This window comes from Flavobacterium frigoris, from assembly GCF_900111075.1.
GTDB lineage: Bacteria > Bacteroidota > Bacteroidia > Flavobacteriales > Flavobacteriaceae > Flavobacterium > Flavobacterium frigoris.
This window is the reverse complement of sequence record NZ_FOFZ01000007.1, coordinates 1-14,246: the sequence shown is the minus strand read 5'-3', so window position 1 is coordinate 14,246 and position 14,246 is coordinate 1. Positions and strand designations below refer to the sequence as shown.

Sequence of the window (14,246 nt, the reverse complement as noted above, 5' to 3'; positions counted from 1 at the left end):
CTTAAACAGCAATTGTTTAAGGTTTTTTTAATTTTTGATAAAATCTAAATAACAACACTGATTTTTAAAAAATGAGGAATTTGTGCAAGGAATTTTAATTTTAACAGGCTGCTTTAAATCATTTAGGAATTATTTTTCGATTTTTTGGCCTTTTTTTTCGAGGACTAAACGTATCGTGCCACTACATTCTCCAATATTCCTATTATAAGGAGTGAATCACGTAACTAAAAGAGTAATTGCTTAGTATTGACAAAATAACTATTAACCTTAGCTGCCTAAAATTTTTTGATTCTTATTTAACAGTAAACACTACTAATTTAGTAAGTAAAACATCCTTGCAATAGTAACCGCAGCCAAGGATTCTTCGTAGATTCTAAAATAGACCCTGCTATCTCTGCGAATACAATAATTCATTCTCATTGCAATATGTGAATAAAAAATTGAGGTTTTTGAATGTTAAATTAGAGGAATGCATAGTACCTTTCTTTACCAAAAACCCTCAAATACTTACCCTCAAAATAATTTTATTGACGTTAAGACCAGCCAATTCTTCTTTCTGCATATTAGGTGAAAATCTAAAGCATCAGAATATTTCACTAAACAAATGATTATTCCTTAGACATCTCGGCACAATTTTAAATAGAACACTTACTTAACATACAGTTTTAGGTATATAAATAATTTTGAAGTAAGAACGTCTTTCAAGCAGTAATCAAAAAAAATAAGCACTTAGGTAAATATTAACTTTGCGAATCAATTTTAACCAAATTAATATTTTTATATTTGGCCACTTAATATATGTTTTTCCAAACATAATACCCTAAAAAATGAAAAAAATACTTACCCTTTTGGCAATAGTCTTGCTAACTATTAGTGCTAGCGCACAAGAAAAGAAAACTGTTGCTAAAGAAGTAGCAAAAAAAGAAAGTTGCTGCGCGAAAAAAAAATCTGCAAAAACAATGACCGCAGATGAAATTGCAAAATGCCAAATCAAATGCAAAGCGGAAGGAAAAAAATGTGATGTTGCAATGGCCGATAAAAAATGTGGTTCAAAAGCAATGACTACTGCTGAAGTTGCAAAATGTAAAGCAAAATGCAAAGCTGAAGGAAAAAAATGTGATGCTACTATGGCAGGAACAGAAGAAAAAAAGTGTTGTACTAAAAAAGCATAATTTACTTTTTATATATTAAAAAATGTCTCCATCTGGAGACATTTTTATATTAATATAAGGTTCAAACTGATCTATTTTTTTATTCGAACACTCCATTCGAAATCCATCTCAGATACTTGAACTCCTTTTTCGTCAGTTCCTATAGATTTCATCCAGAAGGTCTGCCCCTCGCCTGTTGCTATAGATTCTTGAATAGCACGCTCTATTAAATGACCGTCTTTACAAACAAATGTTATTCTCCCTGTAGCTTTTTTTGTAAAATTTCCTTTATTATTCGCGACCAACATCGATATTTTTTTTCCACTTTTTTGTATTTGATACATCACCAAAGCTCCTGTCGAAAGTTCTGCAGCCATGGCTTGAACTGCAAAATACATCGAATTAAACGGGTTTTGGTTAATCCAGCGGTGCTTTACTGTCACAACACAATCTGTTTCATCAATTTTTTTTACACGAACTCCACAGATAAATGCGGAAGGCAATTTGAAAAATAAAAATTTATTTAGTTTAGACGCTGTAAGTTTCATTATCACTGGTTTTTTTGCTAATGTACAAAAAAATACTATGCGTACATATAATATTATTTTGTTAAAAATATGTTAACTTTTACTACTATGCGATACAAGATACTGTCTTTTAGATATATATTTGCATAAGAAATTACTAGGCACTACTGTTCAACACTAACTGAAAGTTTCAATCATCAACCAAAAAATCAAAAATCAAAAAAAATGGAAGCAACTACTGAAAAAAACATCGCCACTTTTACGCACCTGAGCGCATTAACACAATACTTTATTCCTTTTGGGAATTATATTTTTCCAATCGTACTTTGGACTTCAAAAAAAGACAAGTCGGAATTTGTAGATTACAGTGGGAAACAAATACTAAATTTCCAATTGAGTGTGTTACTATACACCATAGCACTCGCACTTATCGCAATTCCTATTTTGATTATAACCATCTTTAATAATGTCTCTTTGAATGCCATGATTCACGAGGAAAGTTTTGTAATCAATCATATCAATTTTGAAAACAACGTAGCATTAATAACACTGGGGTTAACAACTGTATTTGTTTTTATTTGTTTAAAAATAGCCGAGTTCTTTCTAATCATTTATGCTTCTATAAAAACATCTAATGGTGAGAAATACAAATACCCAATTACGATTCCTTTTATCAAATAGGGAGTCATTAGCCCGGATGGAAGCGGCATCCTTTTTTGTCTTTAACTTGTTTCAAGACAAAAAAGATATAGCGGACAGCGGGACACGAGCGAAGCGAATTGGCGAAGCAAATAGCTCCAGAAGAAAAGAGTACTAGGTAATATGAGATTGCTTCGTTCCTCGCAATGACAAATCATCAATCAAAAAATGAATAGTTTAATCAACGAAAAAATCAAAAAAACGAATTATGAATATTGAAAACACAAAAGCCCAGATGCGCAAAGGTGTTCTCGAGTTTTGCATCTTATCTGTATTGAAAGAAAAAGATGCCTACACATCGGAAATATTAGACACTTTAAAAAACGCAAAATTACTAGTGGTAGAGGGAACCATTTACCCGCTGCTTACCAGATTAAAAAATGACGGACTGTTAAGCTACCGTTGGGAAGAATCAACTTCGGGACCACCTAGAAAATACTATGGTCTTACTGAAATAGGACAAACATTTTTAAACGAACTTACCACTACTTGGACTGAATTGTCTGATGCTGTAAACCTAATCACAAACCAAAAATAATAGCCATGAACAAGACTGTAAATATAAACCTAGGCGGAATGTTCTTCCATATAGACGAAGATGCATACCTAAAACTAACACGATATTTTGACGCCATAAAGCGATCGTTATCTAAATCATCTGGACAAGAAGAAATTATAAAAGATATTGAAATGCGCGTTTCGGAACTACTGACCGAAAATCAAAAAACAGACAAGCACGTTGTAGGTCTAAAAGATGTAGATCAAGTAATTGCCGTTATGGGGCAACCAGAAGACTATATGATAGAAGAGGATAACCACGCTTCACAAAACTATAACAGTACTACAACAAGAAGAACAAAAAAACTATACCGAGATACTGAAAAAGGGATGGTAAGCGGAGTTTCTGCTGGACTAGGACATTATTTTGGAATTGATGCTGTATGGGTTAGAATCATCTTTATTCTCTTAGTATGGGGAGCGGGAACAGGAGTTCTTGCTTACATTATCTTGTGGATCGTTGTTCCTGCTGCAGTGACAACGTCAGAGAAACTGGAAATGACTGGAGAACCCGTTAATATTTCGAATATCGAAAAAAAAGTAAGGGAAGAATTTGAAAATGTTTCCGACAAATTTAAAAATGTTGATTACGACAAATATGGCAACCAAATAAAAAGTGGAGCCGAAAAAATAGGAAGTTCTTTTGGTGATTTTATTATGACGGTTTTTAAAATTTTCGCTAAATTTCTTGGGGTCATCTTAATTATGACTGGCTTAGCCACATTAATGGCCTTATTTATAGGAATGTTTACTTTAGGATCTTCGTCTTTTATCGACTTTCCTTGGCAAGGTTTTATAGAAGCAGGAAACTTCACTGACTACCCTATATGGGCTTTTGGACTTTTGATGTTCTTTGCAGTTGGTATTCCGTTCTTTTTCTTGACAATATTAGGATTCAAACTATTGGCTCCAAATATGAAATCTATTGGAAATATTGCTAAATATACTTTGTTAGCACTATGGTTGATTTCAGTTGCATTAGCTATTTCTATAGGTGTAAAACAAGCAGCTGCATTTGCAGCTGACGGAAGAGTAGTTCAAAAAGAAAATATTATCCTAAAACCATCAGATACGCTTTACATTAAATTCAAGCACAATGATTATTATGCTAAGAATGTTGATGATCGTGATGATTTCAAAATCGCACAAGATGTTACAGGAGCAGATGTAATCTATTCCAATGACGTTAGATTTAGAATAGAAAAAACAGATGAAAAATTACCTTATATTCAAATTGAAAAAGAGGCTAAAGGAAAGTCTCTATCTGAAGCAAGAAAAAGAGCAGAACAAATAAAATACAGCTATAAAATTGAAGGAAATCAATTAATTTTAGACAACTATTTAATTACCGATTTAAAAAATAAATTTCGTGATCAAGAAATAGAGATTACTTTATACTTACCAAAAGGGACATTATTAAGACCAGACGATTCTATGAAAAACTATGATCGTACAGATGAGGATTACTTTTTATGGAATCCAAATTCTAGCAATGAAATCTACAGAGTAGAAGACAATAAGGTAAGATGCTTAAACTGTACTGATGATGAAAGTGAGTACTATGATGAAGATAACGAGAACAAATCAATTAAGATTACTGAAAATGGTGTTTCTATTACAGATGATAGTGTCAACGTATCCAATAGCAATATTAAAGAGTTGAAAATAAACAAAGATGGTATAATTATAAAAACAAGATAATCATGTTAAAACTCATCACAATAATAACTAAATTCATTCTGGTAGCATTAACTGCATTATTATTTGCATCCTGTAACCATTCGATAAACATAAAATCCATCATAGGAAGTGGTCATGTTACTACTGAGAACAGGACGGTTCAAGGAGATTTTAAAAGTATAGAAGTTAGCAATGGTATTGATCTAATAATTGAGCAATCAGACAAAACGGAGATTACCGTTGAAGCTGATGATAATTTACAAAGAAGCATCACTACTACAGTCGAAAATGGAGTACTTATCGTTGCTTGTGATTATAATTCTTTTATAAATATCGAGTCAAAAAAAGTAACTGTTAAAATGCCTGTTATTGAAGCTTTGAAAGCGTCTAGTGCTTCTTCGATAAACAGTACAAACACACTAAAGAGTGAAAATATTATTCTTAGGACTTCAAGTGCTGCGTCAATGAACCTAAAGGTGAAATCAGACAATATAAGTTGTAAGTCCAGTAGCGGGAGTTCCATAAATATTGAAGGAATGGCACTAAGTCTCGAGACTACTGCTTCCAGCGGAAGTGATATTGATGCAAAAGACCTACTTGCTAACGAGGTAAATGCAACAGCATCAAGTGGAGCAACTATTAGCGTTCATCCTATTGTAAGTTTAACAGCCAAAGCTTCGAGTGGTAGCAATGTTGACTATAACACTACCCCAAAATCAATCGAAAAAAGAGCGAGTTCTGGAGCAAGTGTAGACAAAATTTAACTTTTTATTTGTCAATTAATAACTGAATCATCCATCAAAAATGGATGATTTTTTTATATTTGTAATAATCATAACAAAAAATAAAATGAAAAAATATATAGTCATCACGCTACTTGTACTGTCAACCACTCTGATTTCTGCACAAAAAAAAGAAAAAATAAAAGGTTCAAAAACCGTTACGACTGAATTAAGAGAAACTGGAAATTTCGACTCCCTTGAACTAGAGGATAACCTTGAAGTCTATCTTGAAAAAGGAGAGAAACCAGGAATAAAGATTGAAGCAGATGATAATCTTCATGATATAATCTCAATGGATTTAAGAGATAAAACCCTTCGAATTTACACTTCTAAGGAAGCGACAAAATATAGAAAACTGATAGTAAAGGTTACTTATACTAATGAATTAAAAAGTGTCTCTTCAAAAAACGATGCTGTTGTAAACGCTATACAAGAAGTGCAATTGGACTCTATTACTTTTAAAAGCATCGATTATTCTAAACTGTTTTTGAATATCAATACAAAGAATTTCGTTTTACAAGCGGATGATAAATCAAAAATGGAACTGAATGTAAAATCTGAAAAGGTAAAAATTGTATTGAGTAAAAATGCTGATTTAAAATCCTTAATTACTACTACTAAACTAACATGTGATTTATATCAAAAATCTAAAGCAAACATAGAAGGTAGCGCTACGATTGGCGTCATTCGTCTGGATAACAATTCTGATTTTAAAGGAGATAAATTGACTGTTAAAGAATTAGAATTAATTGCTGAGAGTTACTCTAAAGCTAGTGTAAACGCACAAACATCTATAAGCATAAGTGCTGGAGAGAAATCTGAAATTCAACTATATGGCAACCCAAAAATTGAAATACGAAAATTTGCTGACGAAGCCAAGTTACTTAAAAAGGTAAAATAAAACACCTCGTGCAGAGCCCACGAGGCATTAAAATTCCAATAAAATAAAACGAGGCATCGCGTGGGGATATTACAGTCCGAAAGAGAAATAAAAAGGCCCCATTACATAAGTAAATGGGGCCTTTTTTTATTGAAAACTTGTTCTTTCGAATAGTAATTGTTCTTTCGAATTTAGTCCTTAGAAGCTAAATATCTTTCTGCATCTAGTGCTGCCATACAACCTGTCCCTGCAGCCGTAATGGCCTGACGATACACATGATCTGCTGCGTCTCCAGATACAAAAACACCTTCAACATTTGTTTTTGAAGATCCCGGAGTATTAATGATATAACCAGTTTCGTCAAGAGAAATAAAATCTTTAAAAATATCAGTATTTGGTTTATGTCCAATCGCTACGAAGAAACCAGTTGCTGGAATCTCAAATTCTTCATTTGTAGTTTTGTTCAACGCTTTTACACCGGTAACTACTTGTTCGTCTCCTAAAACTTCAACGGTATCGTGATTCATCAGAATCGTAATGTTTTCTGTTTTACGAACACGAGCTTCCATTATTTTTGACGCTCTAAATTTTTCACTTCGAACTAACATCGTTACTTTTTTACAAAGTTTAGACAAATAATGCGCTTCCTCGCAAGCTGAATCTCCAGCTCCTACAATAACTACTTCTTGATTTCTATAGAAAAAACCGTCGCAAACTGCACAAGCAGAAACACCACCACCCATTTTCAAATAGTGCTGCTCAGAAGGTAAGCCTATGTATTTAGCGGATGCTCCGGTAGAAATAATTACAGTTTCACAATGCAATTCTTTAGTTCCATTAATCCAAACTTTATGAACATCTCCCGAAAAATCAACTTTAGTTGCCCAACCGTCACGTACATCAGTACCAAAACGCTGTGCTTGAGCTTGTAAACCCACCATCATTTCTGGACCAGTTATCCCTTCAGGATTTCCAGGCCAATTTTCCACTTCATTAGTTGTAGTTAATTGACCTCCGGGCTGCATTCCTTGGTATAAAACTGGATTCATATTTGCTCTTGCAGCATAGATTGCAGCAGTATATCCTGCAGGACCAGAACCTATAATAAGGCATTTTATTTTTTCGATTGTATCAGACATAGTGAAATTTTATAATTATTTTAAACAGTACAAAAATAAGTCTTATTTAATGGAATACAGAAACGGAATAATCAGTTTTTGCTATTCTACAATAAAAAAATCCTAACTGTCGAAACAGAGAGGATTTTTCATTAGGCAGAAAGGGGCTAAACAACTCCAATATGTTATTAAAAATTAATTTGTTACTATTTTAATCGCACTATTAATAATTCATTACGCAACTTCTTCTTAAAGAAATTTTATCGACCAGATAAATATTAAAAAATAAGTTTTAAATGCCTAATTAATTTGATTTTAAGAGTTCATTTTGAAAAGTCTGCAAACTCTTTCCAACTTCTAATGAATGCCCTAATTCTGATAAAGCACGCTCCAAGGCTCCTAATACAGCTAAAAGATCATTTGGAGAAACCGAACCCATATGACCTATTCTAAAATAAGTGGTTTTTATTTCTGGTAGTAATCCCCCTGCTATAATTACATTACTATCCACCATTTTAGAACTTAATGCGGCTCCGTCTATACCTTGAGGATAATATACTGCTGTTAAGGTATTGGCAGCTATTTCAGTAGTTTTAGGTAATATAGTTAGGTTCAAGGAAGCTATTGCGGCTCTAAATGCTTTTGCTAAACTTTGATGCCTCTTCACCCTTTTTTCGATACCTTCTTTACATATAATTTTCAAACTAGTTTCTAGAGCTACAATTAAATTAACTGCTGGTGTCCCGAAATACGAAGGTCTTCTTTCTTCATAAGCTTTCATTATGGGTAACCAATTGCTCCAATCTGCATAATAATTAGGCACAGGCGTTTTTCTATTTTCCCAAGCTTGCATCGCTTTTTCTGAAACCATCAATAGCGCAAGTCCTGGCGGTACACCAATTGCTTTTTGAGATGCTGTTAAGACAACATCAAGCTCCCATTCGTCCTGATTTAACTCTTCACCCGCAACCGAGCACACACCATCTAAAATACTTAATGTATTATATTTTTTAGCTAATTGGACTATAGGTTTCGGATCTACTATTATCCCCGTAGAAGTATCTACATGCGTAATAGTCAGCGCTTTATATTGTTTGTTTTTTAGTTCGTTTTCTATGACTTCAAGAGGAACAATTTCACCTAATGGCGCCTCTAAAAGCGTTGTATTTGCACCATAGCAATCTAAAATATCTTTAAATCGTTTACCAAAATAACCTGAAGAAATTACCAATACATTATCTCCTCGTTCGATGAGATTGGCGGCAGCCATATCCATAGCCAGTGTACCAGTTCCTGCAACAATAAAGGGTTGTCCCTTTGGAGACATCCAAACTTCTCTCATTAGCTCAAGGCTCTTTCCGAAAATTTCAATAAAATCTGGAGCTACATGACTTGTCGTAGGTATTCCCATTGCTTGCAAAACTTCTGGTTCAAATTCTATAGGACCAGGAATCATCAGTAATTTTCTAGCTTTCATTTGATTTTTATTTTATTTTAATAAATTATTTTTGCTTACCAATATTCCATCGCCATCTGCATAGATATAGTCCTCTGGAATAAAAGTAATTCCTCCAAATTTAACTGGAATATTGATCTCTCCTAAATTACGCTTCACACTTTTGACAGGAGAAGTGTTTAACGCTTTTATGCCAATATTCATTGAGTTAATGACAGCACTATCACGAATACAACCATTCACAATAATTCCTTCCCAATTATTCTGTATTGCCAAAGCAGCTAATTGATCACCTATTAATGCGCAACGTAAAGAGGCACCACCATCAATTACGAGCACTTTATCTTTTCCGTCAGATTCTAATTGCTTTCGAACTAATGAGTTGTCTTCAAATAACTTGATAGTCATAATTTTTCCTGAAAACATCTTTTTGTTCCCAAAATGATTAAAAATAGGATCCACACAACTAAGAAGTGTTTCATACTTATCCCAAAGATCAGCTGTTGTAAACATATTTTCTAGTAATAAATTAAGAATTGTTTAGTTTATAAAATTTGAAAAGGCAACATGCGTACATGTTGCCTTTATCAATAAATAGAATAAAAATTATTTTTCTAAAACAAGTTCTTCTTCTGTAACATTTTTTTTGATTTCAAACTGCTCACTTGTATTCTTCTGTCCACCAGCTTTTAAAGCTTTGTCTCCAGCAAAGAATGTTTTATGATCATCACCAAGATCTGAACCTGCCATACGTTGGTGTTTTACACAAGAAACACCTTTGCGAATTTCTTGTCTCTGAACCCCTTTAACATAAGCCAACATGCCTTCTTCTCCAAAATAGCCTTGTGTTAAGTCATTCATATGAAGTGCTGTAGTGTGGTATGTAGGTAAGGTAATTAAGTGATGGAAAATCCCAGCTTCTCTTGACCCATCTGCTTGGAAAGTTCTAATTTTATCGTCTGCACGATGACACAATTCAGAATCATCATATTGTGCATCCATTAAATTATTTCTATCATAGCCAGTCATATTGTCTCCTTCTGCAAGCATTTCTTCATACACTTGATTACGGAAGTTTAATGTCCAGTTGAAAGATGGAGAGTTATTATAAACCAATTTAGCATTAGGCACAACGGCTTTAACTCTATTTACCATTTGAGCAATTTGCTTAACATTTGGAGTATCCGTTTCGATCCATAACAAATCTGCTCCGTTTTGTAAACTAGTTATACAATCTAACACGACTCTATCAATGTTTGAGCCATCTTTAAATTTATATAAACCATTTGCTAATCTCACTGGACGTACTAATTTACCATCTCTTTTAAGGAGCACATCATCTTCTTTGGCATCATTAAGAGCTATTTCATCTGCTTCTACAAACGCTAAATATTTAGAAGCTAAATCTCCAGACTCTTTACTAACTGGAAGCTTTTGAGTTAAACCAGCACCTTCAGAATCTGTTCTAGCTACAATAATTCCGTCTTCGATACCTAATTCTAAGAAAGCATATCTAATTGCATTTAATTTATCAATAAAATCTTCATGAGGTACAGTAACCTTTCCATCTTGATGTCCACATTGTTTCGCATCTGAAACTTGATTTTCAATTTGAATAGCACAAGCTCCAGCTTCAATCATTTTTTTAGTTAACAAATAGGTAGCCTCTTCATTCCCAAAACCTGCATCAATATCAGCAATAATAGGAACTATATGTGTTTCAAAATTATCAATTTGATTTTGCACATCTTCCCCGTTTTCAAGTCTTCTAAATAAATCATTTAACTCAATAGCATCTGCTTGACGTAAGAAATCATAAATTTCTTTGATTAATGCTGGAACAGCCGTTTTTTCATGCATTGATTGATCTGGTAATGGTCCAAATTCTGAACGTAATGCAGCAACCATCCAACCGGAAAGATAGATATATTTTTTACTTGTTGTTTTATGATGCTTTTTCACAGCTATCATATTTTGCTGAGCCACAAAACCATGCCAAGAACCTAGTGATTGTGTGTATTGAGATGAATCTGCATCATACTGTGCCATATCTTTTCTCATAATGGCTGCAGTATATTTAGCGATATCTAAACCTGTTTTAAAACGATTCTGAGTTGCCATTCTAGCCGCACTTTCAGGATTTATTGCATTCCAAGTTTCTCCATACTTTTTTTTAAGGTCTCTCACAGTCTCTAATGCGGAACTGTAATTGCTTTGTGCTAAATTTTTCATAATTTTGTTTTTAATTATTAAGGTTGTTCTAGATTTTTATAATTAAGTCTCGTATACTATTGGAGTAGTTGCGGGACATTTTTTTTTAAATGTATTGATAGGCTGGAAGCGTTAAAAACTCTTCAAACTCTTCGGAAATTACTAGCTTATTAAAAAGCTCGATAGCTAATTCAAACTTGCTATTCTTTATGTTTTCTTCGCCAAACTCGGTAATGAGTTTTTCTATTTCATCATCAAAAATGTCTTTGTACAAAGTCATATTAAAAGTTCTTCCGTCTTCTATAACAACTTCATTATGTAGCCATTGCCAAACTTGTGTTCTTGAAATCTCTGCTGTCGCAGCATCTTCCATTAAATTATAAAGAGCAACAGCGCCATGACCTCTTAGCCAAGCTTCCGTATATAAAATACCAACATTAATGTTTTTTCTAATCCCTTCTTCAGTTACCGTACCTTTAGGTATTTCAACCAAATCTTGTTCTGTTATGTTTACATCATCCCTAGTTACATGCAACTGGTTAGATGTTGGCATATGTTTGTTAAATTCTGCCATAGCTACTGCTACCAATGCAGGATGTGCAACCCAAGTACCATCATGTCCATTTTTCACTTCACGCTCTTTATCTTTTCGCACTTTTTCTAAAGCAGCATCATTAGCTTTTTCATCATTTTTAATCGGAATTTGAGCAGCCATTCCGCCTATCGCAAGTATCCCTCTTTTATGACAGCGTTGTATAACCAACTTTGAATAGGCATCCATAAATGGTGTAGTCATGGTTACTTGATCCCGATTTGGAACTACAAAATTTGCATGATTTCTAAATTTTTTGATGTAAGAAAAAATATAATCCCAACGTCCACAGTTTAAACCAACAATATGATCTTTAAGTTCGAAAATTATTTCATCTAACTGAAAACTTGCTGTAATTGTCTCCACTAAAACAGTTGCTTTAAAAGTACCATTTGGTACTCCTAAATATTCTTGCGCAAATTCAAACACTTTGTTCCACCAACGCGCTTCTAAATAATGTTCTAATTTTGGTAAGTAGAAATACGGTGCAGTTCCATTTTGCATCAATGTTTGCGTATTATGGAATACATACAAGCCAAAGTCGACCAAACTTCCAGAAGCTCGTTCATTGTTAATTATAATGTGTCTTTCGTCTAAATGCAGACCTCTTGGCCTAACAAGTAAAACAGCCGTCTCTTGATTTAGTGTATACGATTTATTACGTTTTATATCAACTAAGGAAATTGTTTTTCTATTAGCATCTATTAAATTTTGTTGTCCTTCAATAGTATTTTTCCAACTAGGAGCATTACTATCTTCTAAATCCGCCATAAATGTTTTGGCTCCAGAATTTAAAGCATTGACAATCATTTTTCGCTCAACAGGACCAGTAATTTCTACACGCCTATCCTGCAGATCTTGCGGAATTGCACCTGCGGTCCAATTTCCATCTCTTATAGCTGCAGTTTCTTTTGGAAACTCTGGAAACTTTCCGCTATCAAAAATTGTTTGTTGTACAACTCTACGTTCTAATAGCTGCAATCTCTCAGCATTAAATTTCTCATGCAGCGCAACAATAAATGCTAGCGCTTCATCAGTTAGAATTTCTGGATAGTAATTAGTAACCTCTTTAGAAAAGTTAATTTTCGATTGTCTTAATAGCGTGCTTTCCATAGTACTTATATATTTATAGTACAATAGTATAACAAAGTTTTTAATAAAACAAGCGAACGTTCGTTAAATTTTGTTTTTCTCAAAAAAATACATGTTCGCAATAAATTTACCGCCTGCTTTATATGGAAGATCCTTACACTAAATCTATAATTGAATTATGTCACGAACCTATCATTCGCCTTATGTTTACGCTTTTGCTCTAGAAAAATAAAACAATACATGTGAATAGTAAAATCGTTCTTCTGTGTTCCCGAAGGTCGCGGAGCTTTCAAATACTCTTTATGCCACTTGATGAGTTCAGCAACCGATTATCGATTTTCTTTTATCTCTGAAAAATGTGATAACAGAGCTCCACTTTTCGCTGGCATTATTGCTACCAAAAACAAATCTAACATCAGCATTTTACAATACAAAAAGAACTTATAAGACAAAATTTCCTTCTCCAGCCTCTGATTTAACAAAAACCAAGTCTGAGATTACCCTATAGAGACTTATAAAATTTTAAAACAACTGCAGTTCCTTCAATTACAATAAAAAATAATACTCACTGGGGATTGTCTTGATAAAAACGATTCAACAACGAAACCTGACGAAGAAATTTCGGAAAAAATTTAAAAATTTGTCGATCTAACAATTTGTGATGACTTCAATAGACCTTTTGAAATTCATGCTACCTGATTTTTTAGTTAACCACTTTGAGGTAGTTTCTGCTAATAACACAGAAGAAATATTGCACCTATATTTTGATGAGAAAATAAAGCCTCCAAAAGAGTTTGATACCCTTGAAATAGTATAAAAAGGCTTCTATGACGAGATTACACTTCAGGATTTTCCTATTCGCGGACATCAGGTATATCTTCATATTACTCGCAGAAGATGGCTTAATGAAGATACTGAAAAAGTGGTTTTTAGAGATTGGAATTTAGTAGCGGACGGAACTCGCGTAACACAGGAGTTTGCTTCTTTTTTAAAAGAGATCAATAGATTCCAGTCTAAATGATTGTAATGCTATTGCCTATCTCTACGGGGTTTCTTGAAGGAATTTCCGATATCAGTACAAAGATTATTTAAGTGATTTTAAAGCTTGGAAACAAAAGACGCACGCAAAAAAATGGCTTGTCTTTCCTCAAAATATTGGGAAACGTTTGTCGATAGATGCAAAATCCCTCTCCAATGGAGAACTCTATACTATTGTAACCAACAAAGCTAGTAAAGGCAGAAAGGGCACTATCGTAGCCCTAGTTGCTGGAACCAAAGCAGAGACAGTAATTGCTACATTAGAAAAAATACCGCTAAAACTAAGAAATTCAGTTACCGAAATAACACTCGATATGGCAGCTAATATGGGGCTTATTGCTAACAAATGCTTTTCAAACGCAGTAATTGTATATTCCAGTCATGATGTGCCACTAATTCCGGTCATGATGTGCCACAAAATAATGAGCTAATTTCTGTTCAAATTTACATTTTTTTATTGAT

Annotated in this window: 14 protein-coding genes and 1 pseudogene; 9 read left to right on the top strand and 6 right to left on the bottom strand. The window is 33.6% G+C overall.

The features are described from left to right. The first annotated feature begins 827 nt into the window (after positions 1-827). The gene (locus BMW63_RS10415; protein WP_074723414.1) at positions 828-1,172 is read left to right on the top strand and encodes a hypothetical protein; all 345 of its coding nucleotides are present in this window, start codon (positions 828-830) and stop codon (positions 1,170-1,172) included. A gap of 71 nt (positions 1,173-1,243) precedes the next feature. On the opposite strand, the gene BMW63_RS10410 is transcribed toward BMW63_RS10415, so the two are convergent. Then, a complete protein-coding gene (locus BMW63_RS10410) occupies positions 1,244-1,699 on the bottom strand; it encodes a DUF4442 domain-containing protein (RefSeq protein WP_074723413.1) in 456 nt (151 codons plus the stop codon). Positions 1,700-1,903: 204 nt separating this feature from the next. Between BMW63_RS10410 and BMW63_RS10405 the strand changes: the two genes are divergently transcribed. The 5 genes from BMW63_RS10405 (at position 1,904) to BMW63_RS10385 (ending at position 6,298) form a co-directional block, all read left to right on the top strand. After that, the gene (locus BMW63_RS10405) at positions 1,904-2,359 is read left to right on the top strand and encodes a DUF4870 domain-containing protein (protein WP_074723412.1); all 456 of its coding nucleotides are present in this window, start codon (positions 1,904-1,906) and stop codon (positions 2,357-2,359) included. 226 nt (positions 2,360-2,585) lie between these two features. After that, positions 2,586-2,915, top strand: a complete 330-nt coding sequence (locus BMW63_RS10400; RefSeq protein WP_074723411.1) for a PadR family transcriptional regulator — start codon at positions 2,586-2,588, stop codon at positions 2,913-2,915. A 5-nt stretch (positions 2,916-2,920) separates the two neighbouring features. Next, the gene (locus tag BMW63_RS10395; protein WP_074723410.1) at positions 2,921-4,636 is read left to right on the top strand and encodes a PspC domain-containing protein; all 1,716 of its coding nucleotides are present in this window, start codon (positions 2,921-2,923) and stop codon (positions 4,634-4,636) included. A gap of 2 nt (positions 4,637-4,638) precedes the next feature. Then, positions 4,639-5,379 carry a head GIN domain-containing protein gene (locus BMW63_RS10390; RefSeq protein ID WP_074723409.1) on the top strand — a complete coding sequence of 247 codons (741 nt, stop codon included), beginning with the start codon at positions 4,639-4,641 and terminating at the stop codon, positions 5,377-5,379. Positions 5,380-5,464: 85 nt separating this feature from the next. Then, on the top strand, positions 5,465-6,298 hold the full coding sequence (locus tag BMW63_RS10385) for a GIN domain-containing protein (RefSeq protein ID WP_074723587.1): 834 nt from the start codon (positions 5,465-5,467) through the stop codon (positions 6,296-6,298). A gap of 170 nt (positions 6,299-6,468) precedes the next feature. Here BMW63_RS10385 and trxB read toward each other — a convergent pair whose 3' ends face one another. The 5 genes from trxB to aceB all read right to left on the bottom strand — a co-directional run bounded on the left by trxB (position 6,469) and on the right by aceB (position 12,767). Then, the gene (trxB, locus tag BMW63_RS10380; RefSeq protein ID WP_074723408.1) at positions 6,469-7,416 is read right to left on the bottom strand and encodes a thioredoxin-disulfide reductase; all 948 of its coding nucleotides are present in this window, start codon (positions 7,414-7,416) and stop codon (positions 6,469-6,471) included. 283 nt (positions 7,417-7,699) lie between these two features. Then, entirely contained in the window at positions 7,700-8,872 is a 1,173-nt protein-coding gene (locus tag BMW63_RS10375; protein WP_074723407.1) for a pyridoxal-phosphate-dependent aminotransferase family protein, read from the bottom strand. 12 nt (positions 8,873-8,884) lie between these two features. Then, on the bottom strand, positions 8,885-9,364 hold the full coding sequence (gene rraA / locus BMW63_RS10370) for a ribonuclease E activity regulator RraA (RefSeq protein ID WP_074723406.1): 480 nt from the start codon (positions 9,362-9,364) through the stop codon (positions 8,885-8,887). 93 nt (positions 9,365-9,457) lie between these two features. Further along, positions 9,458-11,083 carry an isocitrate lyase gene (locus BMW63_RS10365; protein WP_074723405.1) on the bottom strand — a complete coding sequence of 542 codons (1,626 nt, stop codon included), beginning with the start codon at positions 11,081-11,083 and terminating at the stop codon, positions 9,458-9,460. A gap of 85 nt (positions 11,084-11,168) precedes the next feature. Then, positions 11,169-12,767 carry a malate synthase A gene (gene aceB / locus BMW63_RS10360; RefSeq protein WP_074723404.1) on the bottom strand — a complete coding sequence of 533 codons (1,599 nt, stop codon included), beginning with the start codon at positions 12,765-12,767 and terminating at the stop codon, positions 11,169-11,171. A 640-nt stretch (positions 12,768-13,407) separates the two neighbouring features. Between aceB and BMW63_RS18445 the strand changes: the two genes are divergently transcribed. From BMW63_RS18445 to BMW63_RS10350, 3 genes and pseudogenes are all read left to right on the top strand, one after another. Next, complete coding sequence (locus BMW63_RS18445) at positions 13,408-13,563, top strand: hypothetical protein (protein ID WP_245744937.1); 156 nt, start codon at positions 13,408-13,410, stop codon at positions 13,561-13,563. A 12-nt stretch (positions 13,564-13,575) separates the two neighbouring features. Then, positions 13,576-13,767, top strand: a pseudogene (locus BMW63_RS18725) (ISAon1 family transposase N-terminal region protein); the annotation flags it as partial. A 145-nt stretch (positions 13,768-13,912) separates the two neighbouring features. Next, entirely contained in the window at positions 13,913-14,215 is a 303-nt protein-coding gene (locus BMW63_RS10350; protein ID WP_074723403.1) for a transposase, read from the top strand. Positions 14,216-14,246: the final 31 nt, after the last annotated feature.

What these genes read in the sequence shown, in the direction of transcription:
- BMW63_RS10415 (WP_074723414.1), top strand. Translation starts at nt 828, where the DNA reads ATGAAAAAAATACTTACCCTTTTGGCAATAGTCTTGCTAACTATTAGT.
- BMW63_RS10375 (WP_074723407.1), bottom strand. Translation starts at nt 8,872, where the DNA reads ATGAAAGCTAGAAAATTACTGATGATTCCTGGTCCTATAGAATTTGAA.
- BMW63_RS10395 (WP_074723410.1), top strand. Translation starts at nt 2,921, where the DNA reads ATGAACAAGACTGTAAATATAAACCTAGGCGGAATGTTCTTCCATATA.
- BMW63_RS10390 (WP_074723409.1), top strand. Translation starts at nt 4,639, where the DNA reads ATGTTAAAACTCATCACAATAATAACTAAATTCATTCTGGTAGCATTA.
- BMW63_RS10410 (WP_074723413.1), bottom strand. Translation starts at nt 1,699, where the DNA reads ATGAAACTTACAGCGTCTAAACTAAATAAATTTTTATTTTTCAAATTG.
- BMW63_RS10385 (WP_074723587.1), top strand. Translation starts at nt 5,465, where the DNA reads ATGAAAAAATATATAGTCATCACGCTACTTGTACTGTCAACCACTCTG.
- BMW63_RS10365 (WP_074723405.1), bottom strand. Translation starts at nt 11,083, where the DNA reads ATGAAAAATTTAGCACAAAGCAATTACAGTTCCGCATTAGAGACTGTG.
- rraA (WP_074723406.1), bottom strand. Translation starts at nt 9,364, where the DNA reads ATGTTTACAACAGCTGATCTTTGGGATAAGTATGAAACACTTCTTAGT.
- trxB (WP_074723408.1), bottom strand. Translation starts at nt 7,416, where the DNA reads ATGTCTGATACAATCGAAAAAATAAAATGCCTTATTATAGGTTCTGGT.
- BMW63_RS10400 (WP_074723411.1), top strand. Translation starts at nt 2,586, where the DNA reads ATGAATATTGAAAACACAAAAGCCCAGATGCGCAAAGGTGTTCTCGAG.
- BMW63_RS18445 (WP_245744937.1), top strand. Translation starts at nt 13,408, where the DNA reads ATGACTTCAATAGACCTTTTGAAATTCATGCTACCTGATTTTTTAGTT.
- BMW63_RS10405 (WP_074723412.1), top strand. Translation starts at nt 1,904, where the DNA reads ATGGAAGCAACTACTGAAAAAAACATCGCCACTTTTACGCACCTGAGC.
- aceB (WP_074723404.1), bottom strand. Translation starts at nt 12,767, where the DNA reads ATGGAAAGCACGCTATTAAGACAATCGAAAATTAACTTTTCTAAAGAG.